22 protein-coding genes are annotated in these 24,410 nt (G+C 70.9%); 1 reads left to right on the plus strand and 21 read right to left on the minus strand.

Annotated elements, in window-relative coordinates:
- Positions 1-164 precede the first annotated feature (164 nt).
- From MED15_RS02795 to MED15_RS02830, 8 genes are all read right to left on the minus strand, one after another.
- Complete coding sequence (locus tag MED15_RS02795; protein WP_112734724.1) at positions 165-1,991, minus strand: ABC transporter ATP-binding protein; 1,827 nt, start codon at positions 1,989-1,991, stop codon at positions 165-167.
- Complete coding sequence (locus tag MED15_RS02800; protein ID WP_112734014.1) at positions 1,988-3,694, minus strand: ABC transporter ATP-binding protein; 1,707 nt, start codon at positions 3,692-3,694, stop codon at positions 1,988-1,990. The genes MED15_RS02795 and MED15_RS02800 overlap by 4 nt, the downstream gene beginning before the upstream one ends.
- Positions 3,695-3,744: 50 nt before the next feature.
- The gene (locus MED15_RS02805; protein ID WP_112725530.1) at positions 3,745-4,338 is read right to left on the minus strand and encodes a gluconokinase; all 594 of its coding nucleotides are present in this window, start codon (positions 4,336-4,338) and stop codon (positions 3,745-3,747) included.
- A complete protein-coding gene (gene manD / locus MED15_RS02810) occupies positions 4,328-5,557 on the minus strand; it encodes a D-mannonate dehydratase ManD (RefSeq protein WP_112588857.1) in 1,230 nt (409 codons plus the stop codon). Before manD ends, MED15_RS02805 begins: the two co-directional genes overlap by 11 nt.
- Positions 5,558-5,588: 31 nt before the next feature.
- On the minus strand, positions 5,589-6,737 hold the full coding sequence (dgoD, locus tag MED15_RS02815; RefSeq protein WP_112588855.1) for a galactonate dehydratase: 1,149 nt from the start codon (positions 6,735-6,737) through the stop codon (positions 5,589-5,591).
- A gap of 7 nt (positions 6,738-6,744) precedes the next feature.
- Positions 6,745-7,560, minus strand: coding sequence for a carbohydrate ABC transporter permease (locus MED15_RS02820; RefSeq protein WP_112588853.1), 816 nt, complete (start codon positions 7,558-7,560; stop codon positions 6,745-6,747).
- Positions 7,557-8,510 carry a carbohydrate ABC transporter permease gene (locus MED15_RS02825; protein ID WP_208646462.1) on the minus strand — a complete coding sequence of 318 codons (954 nt, stop codon included), beginning with the start codon at positions 8,508-8,510 and terminating at the stop codon, positions 7,557-7,559. Before MED15_RS02825 ends, MED15_RS02820 begins: the two co-directional genes overlap by 4 nt.
- Positions 8,511-8,585: 75 nt before the next feature.
- Positions 8,586-9,872: an ABC transporter substrate-binding protein gene (locus MED15_RS02830; protein ID WP_225854968.1), complete on the minus strand. Its 1,287-nt coding sequence runs from the start codon at positions 9,870-9,872 to the stop codon at positions 8,586-8,588.
- Between the two features lie 135 nt (positions 9,873-10,007).
- On the opposite strand from MED15_RS02830, the gene MED15_RS02835 reads away from it, so the two are divergent.
- Complete coding sequence (locus tag MED15_RS02835) at positions 10,008-10,778, plus strand: FadR/GntR family transcriptional regulator (RefSeq protein WP_112734725.1); 771 nt, start codon at positions 10,008-10,010, stop codon at positions 10,776-10,778.
- A 56-nt stretch (positions 10,779-10,834) separates the two neighbouring features.
- Here the strand turns inward: MED15_RS02835 and MED15_RS34015 are convergent, their stop codons facing one another.
- From MED15_RS34015 to MED15_RS02900, 13 genes are all read right to left on the minus strand, one after another.
- Complete coding sequence (locus MED15_RS34015; protein WP_112734726.1) at positions 10,835-11,575, minus strand: DUF6069 family protein; 741 nt, start codon at positions 11,573-11,575, stop codon at positions 10,835-10,837.
- A 4-nt stretch (positions 11,576-11,579) separates the two neighbouring features.
- Positions 11,580-12,578: an RNA polymerase subunit sigma-70 gene (locus tag MED15_RS02845; protein ID WP_112725532.1), complete on the minus strand. Its 999-nt coding sequence runs from the start codon at positions 12,576-12,578 to the stop codon at positions 11,580-11,582.
- Between the two features lie 310 nt (positions 12,579-12,888).
- Entirely contained in the window at positions 12,889-13,797 is a 909-nt protein-coding gene (locus tag MED15_RS02850) for a hypothetical protein (RefSeq protein ID WP_112734727.1), read from the minus strand.
- Between the two features lie 12 nt (positions 13,798-13,809).
- Positions 13,810-14,598, minus strand: coding sequence for an SDR family NAD(P)-dependent oxidoreductase (locus MED15_RS02855; RefSeq protein ID WP_091399666.1), 789 nt, complete (start codon positions 14,596-14,598; stop codon positions 13,810-13,812).
- An 81-nt stretch (positions 14,599-14,679) separates the two neighbouring features.
- On the minus strand, positions 14,680-15,984 hold the full coding sequence (locus tag MED15_RS02860; RefSeq protein ID WP_112588837.1) for an L-fuconate dehydratase: 1,305 nt from the start codon (positions 15,982-15,984) through the stop codon (positions 14,680-14,682).
- Positions 15,984-16,823, minus strand: a complete 840-nt coding sequence (locus MED15_RS02865; RefSeq protein WP_112734728.1) for a fumarylacetoacetate hydrolase family protein — start codon at positions 16,821-16,823, stop codon at positions 15,984-15,986. The genes MED15_RS02860 and MED15_RS02865 overlap by 1 nt, the downstream gene beginning before the upstream one ends.
- On the minus strand, positions 16,820-17,662 hold the full coding sequence (locus MED15_RS02870) for an amidohydrolase family protein (RefSeq protein WP_112734729.1): 843 nt from the start codon (positions 17,660-17,662) through the stop codon (positions 16,820-16,822). The genes MED15_RS02865 and MED15_RS02870 overlap by 4 nt, the downstream gene beginning before the upstream one ends.
- A complete protein-coding gene (locus MED15_RS02875) occupies positions 17,659-18,636 on the minus strand; it encodes an aldo/keto reductase (protein ID WP_112734730.1) in 978 nt (325 codons plus the stop codon). Before MED15_RS02875 ends, MED15_RS02870 begins: the two co-directional genes overlap by 4 nt.
- Entirely contained in the window at positions 18,633-20,165 is a 1,533-nt protein-coding gene (locus MED15_RS02880; RefSeq protein WP_112734731.1) for a sugar ABC transporter ATP-binding protein, read from the minus strand. Before MED15_RS02880 ends, MED15_RS02875 begins: the two co-directional genes overlap by 4 nt.
- Complete coding sequence (locus MED15_RS02885) at positions 20,162-21,103, minus strand: ABC transporter permease (RefSeq protein WP_167457557.1); 942 nt, start codon at positions 21,101-21,103, stop codon at positions 20,162-20,164. The genes MED15_RS02880 and MED15_RS02885 overlap by 4 nt, the downstream gene beginning before the upstream one ends.
- A 5-nt stretch (positions 21,104-21,108) precedes the next feature.
- Positions 21,109-22,182, minus strand: a complete 1,074-nt coding sequence (locus MED15_RS02890) for an ABC transporter permease (protein ID WP_196923753.1) — start codon at positions 22,180-22,182, stop codon at positions 21,109-21,111.
- On the minus strand, positions 22,179-23,267 hold the full coding sequence (locus MED15_RS02895; protein WP_112734932.1) for a mandelate racemase/muconate lactonizing enzyme family protein: 1,089 nt from the start codon (positions 23,265-23,267) through the stop codon (positions 22,179-22,181). Before MED15_RS02895 ends, MED15_RS02890 begins: the two co-directional genes overlap by 4 nt.
- Positions 23,267-24,316 carry a sugar ABC transporter substrate-binding protein gene (locus MED15_RS02900; RefSeq protein ID WP_181518577.1) on the minus strand — a complete coding sequence of 350 codons (1,050 nt, stop codon included), beginning with the start codon at positions 24,314-24,316 and terminating at the stop codon, positions 23,267-23,269. The genes MED15_RS02895 and MED15_RS02900 overlap by 1 nt, the downstream gene beginning before the upstream one ends.
- Between the last annotated feature and the right edge of the window lie 94 nt (positions 24,317-24,410).

Raw genomic sequence — 24,410 nt, forward strand, 5'->3', positions numbered from 1 at the left:
CCGTCCTGTGTGCCACGGGCGCTCCTTCATGCCGAGATGCCGTCGTCGGAACGCCGCCGGTCGGCCGCGCACTCTGGTGGTCGCCGGCCGGTCCGGAAAAGTTCCCGAGGTTCCCCCGTTCGACTGATTTCGCGGATGTCCGAGGTGACGGGAACCGCTGCCGCTCAGCTCCAGACGGGCTGGTCCGCACCCTCGCATTCTCTCGGGACCACGGGGTCGGGCATGCTCCACGAGCGCCACAGCTGGCTGTACCCGCCCCCGGCTCTGAGCAGCTCGGCGTGCGTGCCGTGCTCGGCGACGCGCCCCTGATGGAGGACGACGATGCGGTCCGCGGTGGCCGCCTGGCTGAGTCGGTGGGCGACGATCAGCGTGGTACGGCCCTCGGTGGCCGCCACGGCGGCGCGGTCGAGGTCGCGTGCGCCGGCGCTGCCCGCCTCGGCGGTGGCCTCGTCGAGGACCGCGACGGCCGGATCGGCGAGGACGAGGCGGGCCAGCGCGAGTTGCTGGGACTGGGCGGAGGTGAGCTGCCGCCCACCCTCCCCCACCGCTGTGGCGAGGCCGTCCGGCAGGGTCCGCACCCACTCGGTGGCGCCGACGAGGTCGAGGGCGGCGGCGATCTCGGCGTCGGTGGCGTCGGGGTCGGCGAGGCGCAGGTCGTCGGCGAGCGGCCCGGCGAAGACGTGCACCTCCTGGCTGATCAGGGCGATCTCGCGACGGAGGCGGTGCTCGTCGAGCTGTGTCAGCGGCACGCCGCGCAGGGTCACCGCGCCGTCGGTGGGCGCGATGATGCCGGCGATGATGCCGGCGAGGGTGCTCTTGCCCGCGCCGCTCGCGCCGACCAGGGCGACGCGCTCCCCGGGGGCGAGACGCAGGCCGATGTTCCGCAGCACCACCGGCCCGTCGTCGTAGCGGTGCTGCCCGACTGTCACCTCCAGTGCCGCCGGTACGCCCCGGTCGTGGCGGTTGGGCTCGGTGCCGACGGGGGTCGCGGTGTCCGGGAGGGTGGTGACCCCGACGAGTCGGGCCAGGCTGGCCCCGGCCTGCAACACCGAGTCCGACTCGAACAGCAGCAGGCCGATGGGGTTGAAGAGGCGGTGGAAGTAGAGGGCCGCAGTGGTGGCGGCGCCGACGGTGACCAGGTCACCGCGGACCAGCAGGAAGCCGGCGAGCAGCACGGCGGCGAGCCCGACGAATTCGGAGCGGTTGATGCGCAGGCCGAAGCGGGTGTAGAGACCGAAGATCTCCAGCGACAGGTCGCGGGCGACGCCGGAGCGCTCCGCGATCCGCGCGACGTGGGCGTCCTCCATCCGGTAGGCGCGCACGGTGGCCGCGCCCCGCAGCGCCTCGGCCGTGGCCTGCGCGCGCTCGCCCGTCGCCACCCGCTCGCGGGCGTAGTACGGCACCGACCGTTTGAGGTACCAGCGCAGCGCCACCGCGTACGCCGGGGCCGCGGCCAACCCGGCGATGCCGAGCCGCCAGTCGAGGGCGAAGAGCCCCGCCGCGGTCAGCACGACGGACAGCAGCGCGCCGAGGAAGGCGGGGCCGCTGGTGGCGATCACATTCGTCACCACTGCCACGTCGTCGCCGGCGCGGGCCACCAGGTCCCCGGTCCCGGCTCGCTCCAGGGTGGCCGACGGCAGGTGCAGGGCGCGGTCGAGGACCCGTTCCCGGAGTCGGGCCAGCACTGTCTCGCCGAGGCGCGCGGCGACCGCCGCTCCGGCCGCGGTGAGGAGTCCGGCGAGCACGGCGGCGCCCGCGATCACGCCGGCCCAGGCGATCACCCGAGGCGTGTCGGTCCCGGCGATGACGTCGTCGACGAGACGACCGAGCACCCAGGGGGCGACCAGCCCGGTCGCGGCGGCGACGACCAGCAACGTGCCGGCGACGGCGCTGAGCCCCGGCAGCAGGGCCAGCTCGGTGCGGAGGGCGGCCCAGGTCTGCCGGCCGGTGGCCGTCGGCAGCAGGTGCCGGGTGATCGGCTCGGACGTCATCGCAGGGTTTCCTCCCGGTAGCGGGGGTCGCTGGCGAGTAACCGCTCGTGCGGACCCTCGGCGACGACCCGTCCCCGGTCGATCACCGCGACCCGGTCGGTGATCCGCAGCAGCGCCGGGCTGGTGGTGATCACAACCGTGCCGCGGGTGCCCGCCCCGCGAGCCTCGGCCAGCCTGGTGGCGAGCAACCCCTCGGTCACCGCGTCGACAGCCGTGGTGGGGTTGTGCAGCACCAGCACCGGCGGGTCGGCGACGAGCGCCCTGGCCAACCCGATCCGTTGCCGCTGCCCACCGGAGAGGTTCGCGCCGCGTTCGGTGAGCAGACGGTCGAACCCGTGCGGGTGCGCGGCGAGCACGTCCTCGGCTGCGGCAGCCCGCACGGCGGCACGCAGCACCTCGTCGTCGACGGAGGCGCCGGCGCTGAGGTTGTCCCGCAGCGTCCCCTCGAACAGCGCAACGTCATGCTGCTCGACCAGGACCACTGCGCGCGCGGCGTCGATGTGCAGCTCGTCGGCGGGCACGCCGTCGACGCGGAGCGTCCCCCGGTGGTCCGCGCGGGGCACCCGGCCGGCCAGCAGCGCCACCAGCGCCTCGGCCTCGCTCGGGTCGTAGGCGAGCACGCCCAGGATCTCACCGGCGCGGACGCGCAGGCTGACGTCGTCGAGGCCCGCGTACGAGACCCCGTCGAGGGTGAGCCGGGACGGGCTCGGGGTGGGCGGCCCGGCGTCGCCCGGCTGGACGACCGGCGCGGCGCCGAGGACCCGGGCGACCCGCCCCGCTGAGGCTCGGGCCATGGCGAACAACTGGACGCAGTACCCGAGCGTCTGCACCGGCTCGGCGATGAACTGGGCCAGCCCGACCACGGCGACGAGCTCGCCGATGGTGAGCCGGCCCTGTAGTGCGAGCCAACCGGCGAATCCGGCGACCGTGGCGAGGAAGAGGCCGTTGACAGTGGTGGTGAGCCCGAGGTGCAGACCCTTTGTGGTGGCGGCGCGCAGGGTGACGTCGAGCGCGTGGCGGCTGGCTCCCGCGTACCGACGGGCGGCGTGGTCCTGTGCGCCGATGCCGCGCAGCACGCGCAGGCCGCTGACCAGGTCGACGGCGAGGGCGGTCGTGGCGGCGAGCGCCTCCTGCTGCGACGTGCTGCGCCGGGTTAGCAGCGGCGCCATCCGCTGGAGGGCGACGACCAGCAGGGGTACGCCGATGAGCACCCCGAGGCCGAGAGGAATGTCGACGACGAGCAGCGCGACGGCCGCGACCACGATGGCGGTGAGCGCCGCGGCGGTGAGTCCCGCGACCCGCACCACGAACGCGGACAGCTCGGCGTCGGAGGCCGTCACGGAGAGCAGTTCGCCGTCGCGCATGCCCGACCGGCGGCCGCGCGGGTCGAGGGCGCTGCGGACGATCTCGACCCGGGTGGCGTGCGCCTCGTGTTCGACGGCGGCGAACGCCAGTCGTGCGCCGGCCCGGTAGGCGAAGGCGAGCACTGTGAACAGGGCGGCCAGGGCTGCCAGCGAGAGCAGCAGGGCGCGGACGTCCCCGGTGGCCACCGCACTGTCAATGACCACGCCGATGGCCACCGGGACGAGGGCTTCGGTGGCCTGGTGGGTGCAGAGCAGCGCGATGCCGCCGGCCACCCGGGCGCGCTGTCGACGCAGCGCGCGACGGAGCACCACGCCACCGGTGGTCTCGGCGACTGTCATGCTCGGATCGATGAGGGCACGGCGACAGACTCCACTATGATTAGGGCAGGCTAACCTAACATGCCCGAAGTGGGATCGGACGCGCGGTCCCGGTGCTCCCCCACCGGCACCGAAGCCGGCAGACCGAGACCCTTGACGGCCGCCGCGACCAGGGCCTCCGGGGGCAGCGAGACATCGAGTACGAGCACCGACTCGTCCGGCTCCGCCGGTTCCAGCGTGGCGAGCTGCGACTCCAGCAGACTGGCCGGCATGTAGTGCCCCTCGCGCCGGGCCAGTCGGGCTCGGATGACCTCCGCCGGCCCGTCCAGGTGCACGAAGTCCACAGGGAGCGGGCCCTGACGGAGCACGTCCCGGTACGACCGCTTCAAGGCCGAGCAGGCCAGCACCGTCGAGCGGCCCTCCGCGCCGCGATCGGCGATCCACCCGGCGATGTCCCGCAGCCAGGGCCACCGGGTGGTGTCGTCCAGCGGTACGCCGGAGCGCATCCGCGCCACGTTCTGCGGGGAGTGGAACTCGTCCGCCTCGGCGAACGTCAGCCCCGTCGCCGCGCCGATCCCGCGCGCCACAGTGGTCTTGCCGGCCCCGGAGACACCCATCACCACGACATGCCGGGTGGGCCGGGCGCCGCGCCGCTCACCAGTCATGAACCGTGCCGTCCTTCAGTCGGTTGAACGGCAGGTACGCCGGCTCGTACGGGAACCGGGCCGCCGCCTCCTCGTCGAGCTCCACCCCGAGCCCCGGTTGGTCGCCCGGGTGCAGGTAGCCGTCGGTGAAGGTGAACGACTGCCGGAACACCTCGTTGGCCAACGGGGTGTGCTTCATGTACTCCTGGATCCCGAAGTTGTGGATGGCCAGGTCCAGGTGCAGCGCCGCAGCCATGCCCACCGGGGAGATGTCGGTGGGGCCGTGGATGCCGGACTTGATCTGGTACTGCGCGGCGAAGTCGAGCAGCTTGCGCATGGCGGTGATGCCGCCGGTGTGGGTGACAGCGGACCGGACGTAGTCGATCAGCTGCTCCCGGATCAGGGTCTGGTAGTCCCAGACCGTGTTGAAGACCTCACCGATGGCCAGCGGGGTGGTGGTGTGCTGGCGGACCAGCCGCAGCGCCTCCTGGTTCTCGGCCGGGGTGCAGTCCTCCAACCAGAACAGGTCGTACGGTTCGAGGGCCTTGCCGAGCTTGGCGGCCTGGATGGGGGTCATCCGGTGGTGACCGTCGTGCAGCAGCGGCAACTCCGGGCCGAACTCGCCGCGCACCGCCTCGAAGACCGACGGCAGATGGCGCAGGTACGCGCGGGTGTCCCAGTCCTCCTCGGCGGGCAGCGGGGTGCGCTGGGCGGGCTCGTAGTCGTAGCGCTGGCCGGTGGAACTGGGTTGCGCTGCCACGCCGTAGACCGCGTTGATCCCCGGCACCGAGGTCTGCACCCGGATCGACCGGAAGCCCTCGTCGAGGTGGCGACGGATCGAGTCGAACAGCTCGGGGATGTCCCGCCCCGACGCGTGCCCGTACGCCATGATGCCGGTGCGCGACGCGCCGCCCAGCAGTTGGTACAGCGGCATGCCAGCTGCCTTGGCCAAGATGTCCCACAGCGCGACGTCCACCGCGGCGATGGCCGCCATGGTGACCGGGCCCCGCCGCCAGTACGCCGACCGGTACAGGAACTGCCAGGTGTCCTCGATCCGGTGCGGGTCCCGTCCCATCAGCAGCGGGGCGACGTGGTCGCGCAGGTACGAGGCGACGGAGAGCTCACGGCCGTTGAGCGTGGCGTCGCCCAGACCGGTGATGCCCTCATCAGTGGTGATCTTGAGGGTGACGAAGTTCCGGTCGGGGCTGGTCACGATGATGTCTGCTGCGACGATCTTCACGGGGTGCCTTTCGTTCTTGCCGGTCGGGGTCTCACCACTCCGCGTAGGAGCCGTCGGGGTGCCGCCAGGTCGGGCTGCGCCAGGCGTGCCCGCGCTTGTCAGCGGTCCGCACGGCGTGTTCGTCGATCTCGATGCCGAGACCGGGCGCTGTCAACCGCTGCACGTACCCGTCGACGAAGGTCAGCGGGGTCTGGTCGAGGCAGTAGTCGAGCACCTCGGCGCCCTGGTTGTAGTGGATGCCGATGCTCTGTTCCTGGATCAGGAAGTTGGGTGTGGCGAAGCCGACCTGGAGGCAGGCCGCGAGGGCGATCGGCCCGAGCGGGCAGTGCGGGGCGAGCTGCACGTCGTACAGCTCAGCCAACGTGGCGATCTTGCGTACCTCGGTGATGCCGCCGGCGTGCGCGAGGTCCGGCTGGGCCACGGCGATGCCGGCCTGCAACACGGGCAGGAACTCCTGCCGGCTGTAGAGCCGCTCCCCCGTCGAGATGGGGGTGGTGGTGCAGCGGACGGCCTCACCGATCAGGTGCGAGTTCTCCGGCACCACCGGTTCTTCCAGGAAGAACGGCCGGTACGGCTCCAGCAGCGGGGCGACCCTCCGGACGTTGGCGAGGGTGAACCGACCGTGGAAGTCGACAGCGACGTCGCGGTCGTCGCCGAGGACCTCGCGGGCGACGGCCACCCGCTGCACCACCGCGTCGAGGTCGGCGACCGAGGCGAGCGCGCCCATCCGCCCGGACGCGTTCATCTTCACAGCGGTCAGGCCCGCCTCTATCCGGGCGCTGATCTGGTCGCGGATCTCGGCGGGCTCGTCACCACCGATCCAGCCGTAGACCCTGATCCGGTCCCGGACCGGCCCACCGAGGAGCTGGTGCACGGGAGCGCCGTAGTGCTTACCGGCGATGTCCCAGAGCGCCTGGTCCAGACCGGACACCGCGCTGGCCAGGATCGGGCCACCCCGGTAGAAGGACCCCTTGGTCAGCACCTGCCAGTGGTCCTCGATGCGCAGGGCGTCCCGACCCGTGAGCAGCTCGCTGAGTTGGTGGACGGCCGTGCGCACGGTCTCGGACCGGCCCTCGCAGGTCGCCTCGCCCCAGCCGACGATGCCGGACTCCGTCTCGATCCGGACGAACAGCCAGCGGGGGGCGACCAGGAACGTCTCCACCTTCGCAATCGTCGTCATGTCCCGGTCAGCCCTTCGTGGCACCGGCGGTGAGGCCGGAGACGACGTACTTCTGCACGAACAGGGCGATCAGCATGATCGGCAGGGTGACCACTGTCGCGGCGGCCATCAGGCCGCCCCAGTCGATGCTGGCGTAGCCGACGAAGTCGAAGATCGCCACGGGCAGCGTCTTGGTGTCGGAGCCGGAGAGCACCAGGGCGAACATGAAGTTGTTCCAGGAGAAGATGAACGAGAGGATGCCGGCGGTCGCGACGCCGGGCACCGACAGCGGCAGGGTGATCCGCCGGAACGCGCCGATGTGGGTCAGACCGTCGACCAGCGCCGCCTCTTCCAACTCGGTCGGCAGGCCGTCGAAGTAGCCCATCATGATGTAGACGATCAGCGGGAGCGACACGAACATGTGGCTCAGGATCAGCACGCTGAACCCGCCGACCAGCTTCAGGTTCGAGAAGACGTAGTACCACGGCACCAGCAGCGAGACGCCCGGGATCACCCGGGCCATGAGCACGACGAGCGCCGACTTCTTCATGTTGAAGCGGCTCATCGAGTACGCGGCGGGCACCCCCAGCAGGAGCGAGAGCGTGGTGGCCGCGAACGCCACCCAGAGGCTGTTGCCGATGAACTCGAGATAGTTGGCCTGCTGGAGGACGGTCTCGTAGTTCTTCAGGCTGGGCGAGAAGACGAACGCCTTTGCGGTGTCGTAGATGTCCACGTTGGTCTTGAACGACGCGGCGATCATCCAGAGCAACGGCGCCATCAGCGCGAACACCACGACGACGAGAGCCGAGTTGCGGAACACCCGGTACGGCTTGCTCGGCTTCATCGGCCCAGCCCCTTCTTGCGATAGGTGAGGGCCCACATCACCCCGATGATGATCAGGAAGAAGATGATGAGGACGGTCGAGGAGACGCCGTAGTCGTTGTAGTCGAAGCTGAGGCCGTACGCGTACACGTTGAGGGTCTCGACCTCGTGGAACGACCCGCCGCCGCGCCCCTTGGTGGCGTAGAGGATGTCGAACGTCTTCAACGCGTCGATGCCACGCAGCAGGATGGCGACGATCACCGTGGGCATCAGCAGCGGGAGGGTGACGTGCCGGAACCGCTGCCAGCTGCTGGCGCCGTCGATCCGGGCCGCCTCCTGGGGCTCGTCGGACAGCGAGGTGAGCCCGGCGAGCAGGATCAGCACGACCATCGGCGTCCACTGCCAGATGTCGATGAACATCGTCGTCGGCAGGGCCGAGTGCTGCCCGGCCAGCCAGGGCTGGGGGCCGATGCCGATCCAGCCGAGCAGCTGGTTCGCCATCCCGATGTTGGGGTCGAAGATCAGGCGCCACATCATGCCGACCGCCACCGGGGTGGCCACCAGCGGCAGGAGGATCGCGACGCGGACCCACTTCTCACCGCGGAAGGGCCGCCACAGCAGCAGGGCGATCGCCATGCCGAGAATGACCTCGAAGAACAACACGACGCCGGTGAAGAGGACCGTGCGCCAGACCGCCGGCCAGAACCGGTCGGTGTCGGTGAGCACGTCGAGGTAGTTCTGGAAGCCGATGAACTCGGACTCGGCGCGTACCGAACCCTCGGCGTCGGTCAGGCTCAGGTACCCGGTCCACGCCACCGGAAAGATGATCAGCACGGCGACGAACGCCATGGCGGGTGCCGCGAAGAGCCACTTGCGGTGTTCGTTGGCCCAACGCGACCAGGCCGACGTCGTATCCACTGACGCCGCGGGGGCCTCGGGCGAATCGGTACGGGGGGTGAGAACGGCTGACATTGAGAACTCCGGGTTGGAGGGGTCAGGTCCCGGCGAGGCGGCGGAGCCGGTCGGCCCCGCCGCCCGACGCGTGGGTTACTTCGCCTCGTCGTCGAGGAACTTCTGGAACGCCGCGTTCGCCGCGTCCGCCGAGCTGGCGGCGTCCTTGCCGGTGATCGCGTCGACGATCGGCTGGCCGACGATCTCCCGCGCCTCAGCCACCTTGACCACCAACGGACGGTCGTGCCCGACGCCGTTGGCGGTGCTGACCGTGTTGGCCTCGGCAAGGTCCTTCGGCAGGGTCGCGGTGCTGGCCGGGTTGGCCCAGACCGAGGTACGGGCACCGGGTACGCCGGCCGTCTGCTGCGCCAGCGCCTGCTCCTTGCCGGCCGCCCACTGGATGAACTTCCAGGCGTTGTCCTTGTTCTCAGAGCTGTCGTTCATGCCGAGCGCCCAGGAGGGGATGTTGTACGGCTTCGATCCGGCCGGGCCGGCCGGGAAGGCGGCGAAGCCGACGGAGTCGACGACCTTGGACTTGGTCGGGTCGGTGGCGTTCTTGTAGAGCGAGTTGGCCTCGGTGTAGAAGGCGGCCTTGCCCTGCGTGAAGATCGCCATCGCCTCCGACCAGCTCATGTCGGTGCTGATGTTCTCCGGGCCGTGGTCCCTGAGCAGCCCGCCGTAGTAGGCGTACGCCTGCTTGGCCTGCTCGGTGCTGACAGTGGCCTTCCCGCTGGCGTCGACGAAGTCGCCGCCGAAGCTGAAGAGGAAGCTGGAGAACTGCGTGACGGCGGCGGCCTTGCCGGTACGTGCGACGAAGCCGGCGACGCCCGGGTTGTCGGCCTCGATCTTCGCGGCCTGTGCCTTGAGCTCGTCGAGGGTCTTGGGCGGCGCGGTGAAGCCGGACTTCGTCAGCAGGTCCTTGCGGTAGTAGAGGACCTCCTGCTCGGTGATGATCGGCAGACCGACGACCTTGTCCTCATAGGTCGTCGCCTGCACCGGCCCAGCCTGGAAGTCACCGAACTCGAAGGCGCTGTCGGACTTGACCTTCTCGCTCAGGTCGGCGAGGTACTTGTTCTTGCCGAACAGCTTCCCCTCCTGCAGGGGCCGGTACATCATCACGTCGAGGTCGGTGGAGCCGGCGTTCAGTTTGACGTTGTACTGGTCGGAGAGCTGGTCCTCGCCGAGCTGGGTGACTTCCACAGTGAGGCCGGACTGCTTCTCGAACTCCGGTAGGGCCTTCTTGATGTTCTCGGTCCACACGTGGTTGACAAGTGTCACGCGAACGGTCTTCGAGCCCTCGCCGCCGTCATCGCCGCCGCACGCGGCCAGGCTCATGGCGGTGACCACAGCCAGAGAAGTGCCGATTATCGATCGACGTCGCACGCTTGTCTCTCCTTCTGTCGTGGTCGCCGCCCTCGAGAGAGCCGCTACCTCGGTGTTACATCCGCTTAACATCGGGATGCTAGGCCGAAAAAGCTGATTACCTCAAGAGGTTGATGCAAATGATATGATCTTTGAGTGGAACCGTCCTCACCAGAGGTTGCAGCCGCACCGGCCCTCCCCGCCGAGTCCGGGCTGCACGCGCGCGTCCTCGAACACCTCGGCACCGCCATCTGCGGCGGCGAGTTGGCACCCGGATCGGTCCTCAACATCGACGAGCTGGTCGACCGGTACGCCGTGTCCCGTTCGGTCGTCCGCGAGGTGCTGCGGGTGCTGGCCTCGATCGGATTCATCGAGGCGCGCCGACGGGTAGGTGTCATGATCCGGCCGGCAAGCGCGTGGAACGTCTTCGACCCGCAGGTGATCCGTTGGCGTCTCGCCTCGGCCGGCCGGATGGCCCAGCTCCGCTCGATCACCGAGCTGCGCACCGCCGTCGAGCCGCACGCGGCCTACCTGGCCGCCAGCCGGATCGGCCGCGACGAGGCGAGCGACCTCGTAGGGCTGGCGGCGAAGATGTGGGCGGCCGGCGAGGCCGGTGACGAGGAGCGCTTCCTGCACCTCGACATCGAGTTTCACCGGCGCGTCCTGCTCGCCTCCGGCAACGAGATGTTCGTCCGGCTCCAGGAACTGGTCGCGGAGGTGCTCACCGGCCGGCACAAGCACCACCTCATGCCGCACCACCCGCACGAGCAGGCCCTCCAGATGCACGCCGACGTCGCCCAGGCGATCCAGCGGCGCGACGGTGAACGTGCCCGGCAGGCGATGGTGCGGCTGATGGAGCAGGCCTTCGACGAGATGAAGTCGTTGTGGGAGCAGACCGCTCTACCCGACCGGAGCAAAGCCGAGTAGGTCCCGTAGTCCTCAGGAGGGCCGGCCCGTCGGGCCGGCCCTCCTGTCGTCATCCGTCAGTCGGTCCGGGCACGGAGGCTGCGTGCCAGGACGGGGATCATCACCGCCGCGGCGACGAGGTGCAGCCCGAGGAGAGCGGTGACGGTGGCCGCGTTCGCCCCCGAGATGAGGGCCGGAACCAGCGAGAGCGCGGTCAGCGTCACTGCCGTCCAGGTGAACCGGTCGGCGGGTCGAGCGCTCCACCGGAGCAGAGCCACGGCGATGACGACGCCCACCACCGAGAAGAAGCCGGTCACCACGGCGATCCCGGACATCGGAATCGTCTCGCCACCATCGGGAATCTCGAAATCGACGCCAGCGGCCCGGGCCAACACGGCGGCGAGGGTGGTGCTCACCATCGCCGCGAGCGTGGCAATCAGGCCGGTGCCGGCGAGCCCGCGGAATCGGTGGGTGTGGTTGGGTCGGCCCGATGCCGGGCCGGCGACGATCTCGGTGTCCTTCATGCTGTTCATGTCGTCTCCCTCAACTGGAGGCTGTCGTACCGGATGTGTTGACTGGCGTGTGGCGGCACCGGGCGTGAAGACACGCACCCTCGCCGTGCGACGGCCGGGGTTGCGCAGCGCGCGGACGCCGGTGCCGCGCAGCCAGAACCCGGCATCGCGTCCGAGGACCGGCCCGGGCTCGCCGTCGCGCAGCTCCAGTTGCACCCGCCCACTGGTGACCACACCGAATGCGTCGTACCACTGCGCCGTGACCACCGCGGCACGCGCGCCACCGCGCAGCGTGAGCGTCCACACCGGACTACTCCGTGCCGTCCGCCGGCAGGCGCTCCGGCAGCCCGAGCCGCGGGAACTGGTCGTCGTGGAAGGTGAATACCTCGGTGATTTTGCCGCCGGTGACGCGCAGGACGTCGATCGTCAGCGGCAGGTACGCGCCCTCCTGCTTGCGCCAGTGGTAGAAGGCGACAGCGGGCTGGCGGTTCACCGAGGTGGGGACCGCGCGCAGGCCCGTCATGCCCTCGAAGCCATCCTCGACCCAGCTGTTCACCACCGCGTCGCGGCCGACGTACAGGCCCGGCGTGGGCGGCATCGAGCAGCGGACGTCGTCCCGCAGCATGCCAGCGAGCACGTCGACGTTCGTGGCCACACTGGCGTCGGTGAAGCGGCGCACCAGCTCGCGCGTGCCGGCGTCCTCCTCGCCGCCGGTCCAGTCCTGCCGCTCGGCGGGCAGGTGCTCCCGCATGCCGGCCCGAGCCCGCTGCAGGGCACTGTTGACCGAGTTGACCGAGTCCCCGAGCAGCTCCGCGACGTCCTTCGCCGGCCAGCCGAGCACGTCCCGCAGGATCAGCACGGCCCGCGGACGCGGCGCGAGGTGCTGGACCGCGACCAGGTACGCCAGCTCGATCGTCTCCCGCGCGACGGCGACGGTCTCCGGCTCGTCCGTGTCGCCCGCGGGCAGCTCGTCGAGCAGCCGGTCCGGGTAGGGCTGCAACCACAGCACCTCCCCGCCGGTCGCCGGCTCGGGGCGGCGCTTGGCGAGCAGGTCCAGGCAGGCGTTGGTGGCGATCCGGTACAGCCAGGCCCGGAATGTCGACCGCCCCTCGAACGTCTCTCGTCGCCGCCAGGCACGCAGGAACGTCTCCTGCACGGCGTCCTCGGCGTCCTCGAACGACCCGAGCATCCGGTAGCAGTGCACGTGCAGTTCCCGCCGGTGTCGCTGCGCCAGCCCCGAGAACGCCGGCTCGTCGACCTCGCCCAGACCGCTCACGCCCAGCTCCTCAAGCCGCGTGTCCGCACTCATCACGTCATCCTTCCGCCTCGTCATGTCCTGTCGTAGGTATGACGGGCGCGGACGCGACAACTCATCACTCGGGTCGCTGTCGACGACCTGAATCACGCCGAGGCCGTTGGATGAGCCGACGTTGCGGAGTGTGAGGCCGGTGGCAGCGGACACCGTGAAAGCTGTTATGACTCAGAGGCATATTTATACCTGCGAGTCATAACGCTTGCTGGCGGATCCGCTGCCTCGGAGGCGACGGCTTCGCCGCCGGGGCAGGCGACCCGCCGGCTCGGAGCGCGGTCACCAGGCTGCGGCCGCGACCACGGTCGCGCTACTGGGCGGTGCTGCCGCCCGATCGGCCCGCACCGGCGGAGGGCCGGTGCGCGATGCGGGGTGCCCGCACGGCGGAGGCGTTGCCGGCGCCGGGGCGGTAGTCCCGTGCCGCGCTGGCCACCATCTCGTCGGCATCGCGAGCGAGCGCCTGCCGGATGTGCGGCGGAACGAACTCGGACGTCGCCATCGCCAGTCGGACCTGCACCGCGCGGTCGTCGACCAGGCGGGCCAGGTCCGCCTCGTCCAGCTCGACGGCCCGCACCAGCGCGGCACGGACGTCGACCACCGGGTCCGCGGCGAGCGCGCTGCGTTGCTCGGCGGTGGTCCGCGGGTTGCGGGCAACCCCCTTGCGTACGCGTGCGGTGCGATCGGCCAGCAAAGCGTTGATCACGTCGGGGTCGTGGGTGTGCGTGGCGAGTCGTTCCCGTACCTCGGGTGACACGTCGTCGATCAGCTTGGCGGCCAGCTCCGGCTCCAGCTCACGACTCTCCGCGAGGAGACCGCGAAGCTCCTTGTCCGAGGTCTGCGACATGACCTGGCGGATCGACTCGTCACAGGCCGGGTTGCCGGCGACCGCCCAGCGGACCCACCGGTCGGCGTCCTTGACCAGGCGCAGAAGGTTGGCGATCGAGGTGGAGGGGTTCCTCGCCACGGCCTCCCGGACCTGACGATCATGGTCGCGGGTGAGCGGTCGCAGGGCCTGCGCGGGTGCGTCGGCCCGAGCGGCGACCGCCTTGCGGACCAGGACCGACGGATCGGACGCCAGGTCAATAAGGGTCATTTGTGGCGTTGTGGGGTCCTGAGCGAGGGCGAGCCGAGCGTCAGCGCTGCCACCGACCGGACGGTGGGCGGTGGTGCCGGACCCGCTGTGACGGTCGGCCTCGCCGACGTCCTGCTGTTTCCCCATTCCGCAATCATGTCACGCGCCCGGTTCGGCAGTACCGGCCGCGGGCGGGACCGGGGCGGGCAGCCGCAGGCCGGACATGCCGCCGTCCACCGGCAGCGACGAACCGGTCACCGACCCGGTCGCGGGCGAGGCGAGGTAGACGACGGCGGCGGCCACCTCGTCGGCGGTCACCAGGCGACCGGTCGGCTGCCGGGACGCCAGCTGCCGCTTCTCGGCCGTCGGGTCGGCCGCACCGGCGAGCAGGCGGGCCACCCAGGGTGTGTCGACCGTGCCGGGGGCGACACAGTTGACCCGGACGCCCTCTGTCACCAGGTCGGCGGCCATGGCCAGGGTGAGGGCGTGCACGGCACCCTTCGACGCCGAGTACAGGGCGCGTCGGGGCAGGCCGACGGTCGCCGCGATCGAGGAGATGTTGACGATCGCCGCGGACGACGACCGGCGCAGGTACGGCAGGGCGACGGCGCTGGTTCGGGCCACGCCGGAGACGTTGACGTCGAGTACCCGGCTCCACTGCTCGTCGTCGTCCTCCTCCACGGTGCCCACGGCCGAGATGCCGGCGTTGTTCACCAGGATGTCGATGCCGCCGAACGCCTCCGCGACCGAGGCGACGGCCGCGCTGAGGGAGGACCGGTCGGCCACGTCCGCCCGGACGCCGAGTACGCCGGGATCCTCCGGCAACCCGGCCAGTTCCAGGTCCAGGACACCCACCCGGGCGCCGGCGGCGGCGAACGCCCGCACGCAGGCAAGGCCGATCCCCGATCCACCTCCGGTCACCACCGCCACGAGACCGTCACACCGCATACTGCTCTCCCCTTCCGAGTGGTCCGCTGAGGTGACGCACCGCCGTCGATGAGGCCGTGCGGTAGTGCGTGTCGAGGTTCGTCAGACCCATGCCGGCCCGTCGGGGTACGCGTACGTGGCGAGGCTCTCCGGACGCATCGCGGCGGAGAACCCGGGGGCGCTGGGCGCCACGTAGTGCCCGTCCTTGATCACCACCGGATCGAGGAAGTGCTCGTGCAGGTGGTCGACGTACTCGACGACCCGGTCGCGCATCGAACCGGACACCGCCACGAAGTCGAACATCGACAGGTGCTGCACCAGCTCGCACAGGCCCACTCCCCCGGCGTGCGGGCACACCGGCACCCCGTACTTCACGGCCAGCAGCAGGATGGCGACGTTCTCGTTCACGCCGCCCACCCGGCAGGCGTCGATCTGCACGACGTCGACGGCGTCGGCCTGGAGCAGCTGTTTGAACACGACCCGGTTCGCGACGTGCTCGCCGGTGGCGACCCGGATCGGCCCGCCGTCGGGTGCGCTGGTGGCCAGGGCGGAACGGATCGCCGCGTGGGCGAGCACGTCGTCGGGGCTGGTCGGCTCCTCGATCCACCACGGGTCGTACGGCGCCAGCTCCCGCATCCGCTCGACCGCCTCGGCGACGTCCCAGCGTTGGTTGGCGTCGAGCGCTATCCGGATCTGCGGGCCGACCGCCTCGCGGGCGATCTTCAGGCGGCGCACGTCGTCGGCGGCGTCCGCGCCCACCTTCAGCTTGATCTGGGTGAACCCGTCGGCGACGGCCTGCCGGGCCAGCCGGACCACCTTGTCGTCGGAGTAGCCGAGCCAGCCGGGTGACGTGGTGTACGCGGGGTAGCCCCGCTCGGTCAGCCGGGCGATCCGGTCGGCCCGGCCCGGCTCGGCGGCGCGCAGGATCTCCAGCGCCTCGTCGGGGGTGAGGGCGTCGGTGAGGTAGCGCCAGTCGACCAGGTCGACGATCTGCTCGGGGCTGAGGTCGGCCAGGTAGCGCCAGACCGGCTTGCCCGCTCTCTTGGCGACCAGGTCCCACATCGCGTTGATGACCGCTGCGGCGGCCAGGTGCATCACGCCCTTCTCCGGGCCGAGCCAGCGCAGCTGCGAGTCCTGGGTGAGCGAGCGGGCGAACGCGCCGAGGTCCACGGTGTCCGGGTCGAGGCCGACCACGTACGGCACCAGCGCGTCGATGGCCGCCCGGCAGACGTCGTTGCCCCGCCCGATGGTGAAGGTGAATCCGTGCCCGTCCGGGCCGTCGTCGGTGCTCAGCACCAGGTACGCGGCCGAGTAGTCGGGGTCGGGGTTCATCGCGTCGGAACCGTCGAGATCCCGCGAGGTCGGGAACCGGACGTCGTACGTGTCGACCGAGGTGATCACCGCCATCAGGCGTCCCGGAGCGTGTTGCGCTGCCGGCCGAGGCCGTCGATCTCGACCTCCATCACGTCGCCGACAGCCAGGTACGGGAACCGACCGGAGAGCGCCACCCCCTGCGGAGTGCCGGTGTTGACGACGTCGCCCGGGTCCAGGACGGTGTACTGGGACAGGCGCCAGATCAGGTACGCCACGTCGAAGATCATGTCTTTGGTGCTGGAGTCCTGGCGGGGCTCGCCGTTGACCCAGGAACGCAGCCGCAGCGCCTGCGGGTCGCCGATCTCGTCGGCGGTGACCAGCCACGGGCCGAGCGGTTGAAACGTCTCGCAGGACTTGCCCTTCGACCACTGGCCGCCGGAGACCGCGAGTTGGAAGTCCCGCTCGGAGACGTCGTTGGACAGCACGTACCCGGCGATGTGCCCGAGGGCGTCGGCCGGTGAGGCGAGGTAGCGGGCCGTCCGGCCGATCACCACCGCCAGCTCCACCTCCCAGTCGGTCTTCGTCGATCCGCGCGGGATCAGGACCTCGTCGTACGGGCCGACGACGGTGTTGGGCGCCTTGTAGAAGATGATCGGGTCGGTCGGTGGCGTGGCGCCCGACTCGGCAGCGTGCGCGGCGTAGTTCTGCCCCACGCAGAGCACCACGCCGGGCCGGGCGATCGGTGCGCCGACCCGCTGACCGGTGACGTCGATCTCGGGCAGGTCGGTGGCCTCGCGGACCCGGCGGACGCCGTCGCCGGCGAGGAACTCGCCGTCAATGTCGGCGGTGAGCGACGAGAGATCGAAGTGCCGCCCATCGACGTACAGCACGGGGCGTTCCCGCCCCACGGGCCCGACGCGCATGAATCTCACGAACCAACCTCCAGTGCATAGGTACGAATTGCGGTGCCGGCCAGGACGTCTGCCCGCTCGGTGGCCGACAGCTCGCCCAGGCTGGCGTCGATCGCCGTCCACGCCTCGGCGTACGAGGCGACGAGGTCGCAGACGGGCCAGTCCGAGCCGGCCATCAGCCGGTGCGGGCCGAACAGCTCCAGCGCGGTGTCGACGTACGGCCGGATGTCGGCCACCTGCCACCCGGGGCCGGCCTCGGTGAGCAGGCCGGAGAGCTTCGCGACGACGTTGTCGCAGCCGGCCAGGTCGCGTACCGCCGTGCGCCACTCGGCGAGGCCGGCGGTGGCGATCCTCGGCTTGCCCAGGTGGTCGAGGACGAAGGTGGTGCCCGGCGTGGCCCGCGCCGCCTCGGCGCAGCTGGTCAACTGTCCGACGTGGACGACCAGGTCGAAGGTGAGGCCGGCGGCCCCGATCGCCGCGAGGGCGGCGCGGACGTCGGGGCGGGCCAGGTGCCCGGGGTCGGCGACGCCCTGCACCTGGTCGCGGAGCCCGACCAGCTTCGTCGCGCCGGGCAGCTCGCGGTAGCCGGCGAGGGTGGCGGCGATCGCCGGGTCGGTGAGCGACGCCCAGCCCACCACGCCGGCGATCCGGGGCGTGGTGGCGGCGTGGGCCAGAAACTCGGCGGTCTCCTCGGCGTCGCAGCGGCCCGCCTCGACCAGCACGGTCGCCGTCACCCCGGCCTCGTCCAGCTGGGGTACGAGGTCGGCGATGGTGTAGTCGCGCCGGATCGCCTCCAGGCCGGGTGCGGCGAGCCACTGGTAGTCGGCGGTCCACAGGTGGTGGTGCGCGTCAATGATCACGGCGTCGGCACCTCGCTCGGCAGCAGACCTTCGGCCTTGAGATCGGCCCAGAGGGCGCCGGGCACGTCCCACTCGAACATCGCCACGTTGTCGGCGACCTGCTCGGGGTCCCGGGCGCCGACCACCACGCTGGCGACGGCCGGGTGCCCGAGCGGAAACTGGATCGCCGCGGCCCGCAGCGGTACGCCGTGCCGCTCGCACACGGACCGGATCGCTGTGGCCCGGTCGAGGAGCCGCTGCTCGGCCGGGGCGTAGTCGTAGTGGGCGCCCGGTGTCGGGTCGGCCAGCAGGCCCGAGTTGTAGACCCCGGCGGCGATGATCGCGATCCCCTTCGCATGAGCCAGCGGCAGCAGCTCGTCGAGGCCGGACTGGTCGAGCAGCGTGTACCGGCCGGCGAGCATGAAGCAGTCGAAGTCGCCGGCGTGGGCCAGCTCGACCAGCGCCGGGGCCTGGTTCATCCCGGCGCTGACCGCGCCGATCTCGCCGGCCTTCCGCAACTGCGCCAACGCCGGGTACGCCCCGGCGACCGCCTCGGCGAGGTGGTCGTCCGGGTCGTGGATGTGCGCGATGTCGATCCGGTCCAGCCCCAACCGGGCCAGGCTCTCCGCGTGGGAACGACGTACCCCGGCGGCGGAGAAGTCGAACCGCGGCGTGAGGTCGGTCGGCTCGGCCCAGAACTCCTGCCGGTCACCACCGTCGGGGACGAGCAGCCGACCCACCTTTGTGGAGACCGTGAACGCGTCGCGCGGCTTGCCGGCGAGGACCGCCCCGGCACGCCGCTCGGAGAGGCCGCAGCCGTAGAGCGGGGCGGTGTCGAAGTAGCGGAGCCCGAGATCCCAGGCCGCCTCCACCGTGGCGTGGGCGACCTCGTCACCGACGGCGTCGAACATTCCACCGATCGGGGCGAGCCCCAGCCCGAGCCGGGTCACCACCACGTCGGTACGCCCCACTGTCACTGGTTCGGTGGCCTTCACGCGACGACCCCCTGCCCGTCGTGGATGAACCGGATCACCGACTGACTCATCCGGTCGTAGTCGTGGTCGTTGTCCAGTTCACCAACAATGGCGAACTCCCGCATCACGGCGATCCGGTCGGCGAGGGTGACCATCTCCGGCAGGTCCGACGAGATCAGCAGAATGGCCATTCCCCGCGCGGCGAGGCCGGCGATCAACTCGTGGAAGGCGGCCTTGGTGCGTACGTCGATGCCGACGGTGGGCTCGTCGATGATGAGCACGTCGCAGTCGGCCGCCAGCCACTTGGCCAGGCTGACCTTCTGCTGGTTGCCGCCGGAGAGCTGACCGGCGTGCTGGTCGGGCGAGGCGAGTCGGATGCCCAGCCGATCGGCGTACTCGTCGACCAGGGACCGCTCCGCCCGGTCCCGGACCAGCCCGAGCCGGGCCAGCTTGCGCCACACCGTCACGGCCGTGTTGCGGGCCACGGTCTGGTCGAGGAAGAGGCCCTCCTCCTTGCGGTTCTCGGTGACGTAGCCGATCCGGTACCGGTGCAGGGCATCGCCCACGTCCCGGATCCGGGCCGCACGGCCGTGTACCCGCACCTCCCCGGCGGTGATCTGGTCGAGGCCGAGCAGCGCCTTGGCCAGCTCGCTGCGGCCCGCGCCGACCAATCCGTACAGGCCGACGATCTCACCGGGGCGGACGGCGAGGCTGACGTCGTGGTGGCCGGCGGTGGTGGCGACGGCATCGAGGGCCAGCGCCGGTTCGACATCCGCCGCGACGGTCCGGGCGGCGAGGTGCACCTGCTGGTACGCCCGGCCGACCATCAGGTCGACGATCTCCTCGCGGCTGTGGTCGGCGAGGGGTTCCGCCTCGGCGACGCTGCGCCCGTCGCGCAGCACTGTCACCGTGTCGGCGACCGCGAAGACCTCCTCCAGTTTGTGGCTGACCAGCACTGTGGCGTGGCCCCGCTCGGACAGCCGACGAACGATGCCGTAGAGCCGGTCGGCCTCGTCGTTGGTCAGCGACGCGGTCGGTTCGTCGAGCAGCAGCACTGTCGAATCCGCCGACAACGCCTTGGCGATCTCCACCAGTTGCAGCTGGGCCACCGACAGCCGCGACACCGGCAGGTCGGGGTCCAGGTCGAGGTCGAGCCGGTCGAGGCAACGGCGGGCCTCGGTACGCAGCGCCGCACGGTCGAGCAGGCCGGCGCGGCGGGGCAGGTGTTGCAGGCAGATGTTCTCGGCGACGCTGAACGCCGGGATCAGGTTCCGCTCCTGGTGCACGACACCGATGCCGGCCCGCTGGGCGTCCTGCGGGTTGCCCAGCTGCACCGCGCGCAGCTCGCCGTCGGGTCCGGGCAGCCGCAACTGCCCGCCGTCCGGTCGGTACACCCCGGTCAGGATCTTGATCAGGGTGCTCTTGCCGGCGCCGTTCTCGCCGAGCAGCGCGTGCACGCTGCCGGCGGTCAGTGTCAGCGTCGCCTCGTCCAGGGCGCGTACCCCGGGGAACGTCTTGACCAGTTTCTCGGCGGACAGCACGACGGTCATCGTGGACCTCCGGAGAGCTTGTCGCGGAACTGACCGAGCAGCACCGCGCCGAGGACGACAGCGCCGATGATGAGGTCCACCCACCGCCGGTTGATGTCGAACTGCGACTGGCTCACGTCGACCAGCCGCACCAGGAAGGCGGCGAGCACCGTGCCGGTCACGCTGATCATGCCGCCGGCCAGGGCCACCCCGCCGATGATCGGCGCGGCGAAGCTGGGCAGCAGCAGGTCGTCGCCGATCGAGGCGTTCACCGAGCCGAAGGCGGCCACCACGATCACCGCGGCGAAGCCGGCCAGCAGCCCGGACAGGGTGTGGGCCAGCACCAGCGCCCGGTCGTTGGAGATGCCCGACAGCCGGGCGGCGAACGGGTTGCCGCCGGAGGCGAGCAGGTGCCGTCCGGGCACTGTGCGCCGGAAGAAGAGGGCGACCGCGACGGCGATCACGACCGCCAGCAGGAAGACCACTGGTACGCCGGCCACTGACGCCTGCCCGAACTCGCGCAGGCCGGGCGAGTAGCCCTGGTAGGTGCCGGTGCCGTTCACCCCGTACCGCAACCCTTCGAGGATCGTCATGGTGGCGAGGGTGACGATGAACCCGTTGATCCGGGTGAAGATCACCAACAGGCCGTTGACCAGCCCGACGACAGCGCCGAGGGCAAGCGCCGCGAGCACCGCGACCGGGGCGGGCAGCCCGGCGTCAACCATCAGCCAGCCCGAGGCCACCGCGCAGAACCCGGTGAGCACACCCACCGAGAGGTTCATCTGACCGACGGCGAGAACCACCATCTGGGCCAGGCCGATGACGATCGGCAGGGCGAGGAAGCGCAGAAAGGCGTCCAGGGTGCCGGCGGTGAGCAGGTTGAAGTCGGTGGCGACAGCGAGTGCCGCGAACCCGAGCGCCGCGATCACCGCGAGGGTGAACTCGTTGGTCCGGATCACGCTCCTCATGATGATGACACCGCCCTTCGCTCGGCGAGCACGGCCCGTAGCCGGTCCAGCGACAACGCCGCGAGCAACACGAGTCCGATGTAGAGCTTCAGCTCCTCCAGGGAGAACTGGAGCAGGTTGAGGCCCTTGTAGATGACCTGGGTGAGGGTCGCGCCGAGCGCGGTGCCGAGGACGCTGACCGCACCACCGGCGAGCAGCGTCCCACCGAGCACCGGGGCCAGGAACGACGGCAGCAGGAACGACTCCCCGATGTTGGCGGAGAAGGCGCCGTTGTTGGCGGCGAGCAGGAACCCGGCCAGTGCGGCGAGCAGCCCGCTCAACGCGTGCGCGGCGACGACCCGGCGGTGCGTGGGGATGCCGGACAGCTCGGCGGCGACCGTGTTGGAGCCGGTCATCAGGATCTCCCGGCCCAGCCGGGCGTGCCGGAACAGCAGCCCCACACCGAGCGCCGCGGCGACCGCGATCGGCACGACCAACGGGATCCGTGGCCCGCAGACCTCGCCCATGCAGTAGTCGGCGAAGGTGTCGAAGCGCAGGGCGGAGAGCCCACTCGGCTGCACCGCGAACGACACCCCGCCGGTCGCCCAGGTGTATAGGATCGTGACCAGGCCCAGCAGCCCGAAGTCCAGCGCGAGGGTGACCACGAAGGAGTTCACGCCGGTCTTGGCGATGAGCAGGCCGGCGAGCGCGCCGATGCCCGCCCCGACGGCGAGACCCACGAGCAGTCCGACCAGCAGTGGGACGCCGAGCCGGTCGTAGGCCAGGCCCATCGCGAAGGTGGACAGCGCCGCCATCCGGCCCACTGCCATGTTCATGTGCCCGAGCGAGAGCACGGCGAGCTGGGCGAGACCGACCACGACGTACACGCTGATGTCGGCCTGCAGCGGTGCCAGGGTGAGGCGGGGGTCGAGGAACGCGGGGGTGAGCGACGAGAAGAGGACGACCAGCACGGCGATGACGATGAGCAGGCCGAGCCGGGGGTTCGCCCAGACCGGCAGGGCCCTGGCCGGCGGCCTGGGCTCCGCGGCCGGAGGCACCGCCGGCGCCTCCGGCGCTGTTTCCGTCTTCACGCCACCCTCCTGTCCTCGATCGCGTCGCGGTCCCAGTCGATGCCGAGGCCCGGCTCGCCGGGGGCGAGCGCGTGACCGTCGACGATCGCGATATCGGTCCGGGTGATCGCGCGCAGTTGCGGGATGTGCTCGACGTAGCGGCTGTTCGGCACGGCCGCGCAGAGGCTCACGTGCAGTTCCATCAGGAAGTGCGGGCAGACCACCACGTTGCACGCCTCGGCCAGGTGCGCCACCTTGAGCCACGGGGTGATGCCACCGATGCGCGCGACGTCGACCTGGACGACGCCGGCCGCCTGCCGGCGTAGGTACTCGGCGAACTGGCCGATCGAGTACATCGACTCTCCGACCGCGACCGGGATGCTCGTCGCGCGGGCCAGCAGCTCGTGCCCGGCTACGTCGTCGGCGGGCAGCGGCTCCTCGAACCAGGCGAGCTGGTGCGGTTCGAGCAGCCGGGCCCGGCGGATCGCCTCGGCGGCGGTCAGCGACTGGTTGGCGTCGACCATCACGTCGAAGTGGTCGCCGAGGGCCGCCCGGACCGCGCCGATGCGAGCGGCGTCCTCGGCCGGGTTGGGCTTGCCGACCTTCAGCTTGACGCCGGGCCAGCCGGCCGCCTGGGACGCCTTCGCGCCGGCGACCAGCTCGTCCTCCGTGAGGTGCAGCCAGCCACCCTCGGTGTCGTACAACGGGATGCGGTCCTTCGCGCCGCCGGCGAGCACCCACAGCGGCAGGCCGGCGGCGCGGGCGCGCAGGTCCCACAGCGCGGTGTCGATCGCGGCGAGCGCCAACGAGGTGATGGCCCCGACCGCTGTGGCGCGGGTGGCGGCGTGCAGGTCCCGCCAGACCGCCTCCACCCGGGCGGCATCCCGGCCGACCAGGTGCGGCAGCAGGTAGTCGCGCAGCAGCGCGAGCACCGCGGTGCCGCCGGTCCCGATCGTGTACGCGTACCCCGTGCCGTGCCCGCCGTCGGCCGTGCGCACCTCGACGAAGAGCGTCTCCTGTTTGAGGAACGCCTGTACCGCGTCGGTGCGGACGGTCTCGACGGGAATGTCGACGAGGTACGCCTCGGCCCCGGTGATTGTCGACATCAGCTGCACTTGAGCAGGTCGCCGTCGAACTTCTTCCGCAGTGCCTCGGTGGTGGCGGTGCGGTCGGCCTCGTAGCCGTCCAGGTTGTCAGTGGTCACCACGAACGAGCCCGAGTCGATTGTCACTCCGGGTTCGGCCATGGTGCAGCCGCCGCTGAGCTTCATCAGGGCGTACGAGCCGACCTGGGCCTGACCGACCGGGTTCTGCAGGACGGTGGCGGCCACCGAGCCGCCGCGCAGCCCGTCGAGGACCGTCGGGTCGTCGTCGATGGCGATGACCTTGATGGGCAGCTTCGACTGGCGGACCCCCTCGGCCGAGGCGACCGCCGGGTTGTAGGCGGTGTTCACGATCGCCTGGATCTGGCGGCCCTTCGCGGCGAGGAGGTCGGCCACGGCCCGCTGGGCGCTCTGCAGGTCCTTGTCGATGTCGGTGACGCTCTGGAGCAGTGTCACCTTGCCGCCGGTCTCGGCGACCGCCTTCTCCACGCCCGCGATCCGGCGCTGGGTGTTGGAGTCGACCTTGTTTCCGGTCAGGTGCACCAGGTTGCCCTGACCGCCCATCGCGTCGATGGCGGCCTTGGCGCCCTTGTAGGCGGCGACCTCCACGTCGGTGGAGAGGCAGAAGTCGGCCTTGTTGGCCCCGGCCGGGCAGGAGGCCAGGGAGCCGACGGGGAAGCCCTGCCGCTTGAGGTCCTCGAAGGTGGAGTTGATGTTGTCCGGCGAGACGCCGAAGACGCCGAAGGCGTTGTAGCCCTGCGCTGCCAGGGACTTGAGCACGTCGTTCTGCTTGGTCTGGTCCCAGCCCGCGGTCTCGTTGAAGGTGACGTCGCCGAGAGCCAGCTCCGTCTTGGCCTTGGCCCCGGCGTCCTTCCAGGGCTGGAAGTACGGGTGTGAGCCGCCGGGTACGAGCGCGACCTTGACCTGCGCCGGTTCCCGGCCACCGGCTTCGGCGTCGGTGGTGTCGCTCTTCTTCGTGCAGGCCACAGTGGTCGTGGCGAGGGCCACGACGGTCAGGCCGGAGCCGATTCGGGACAGCATTCTGCGCGACATGTTCGTCTCCTCGGGGTGGTGGTGGCGAGACGGTGGCGAGGGAACCTATTTCCTATAGGATGTTGCTTTGCTAGTGTGTACTCGCTCACACCGG

The sequence above is a fragment of the Micromonospora noduli genome (assembly GCF_003264475.1).
GTDB lineage: Bacteria > Actinomycetota > Actinomycetes > Mycobacteriales > Micromonosporaceae > Micromonospora > Micromonospora noduli.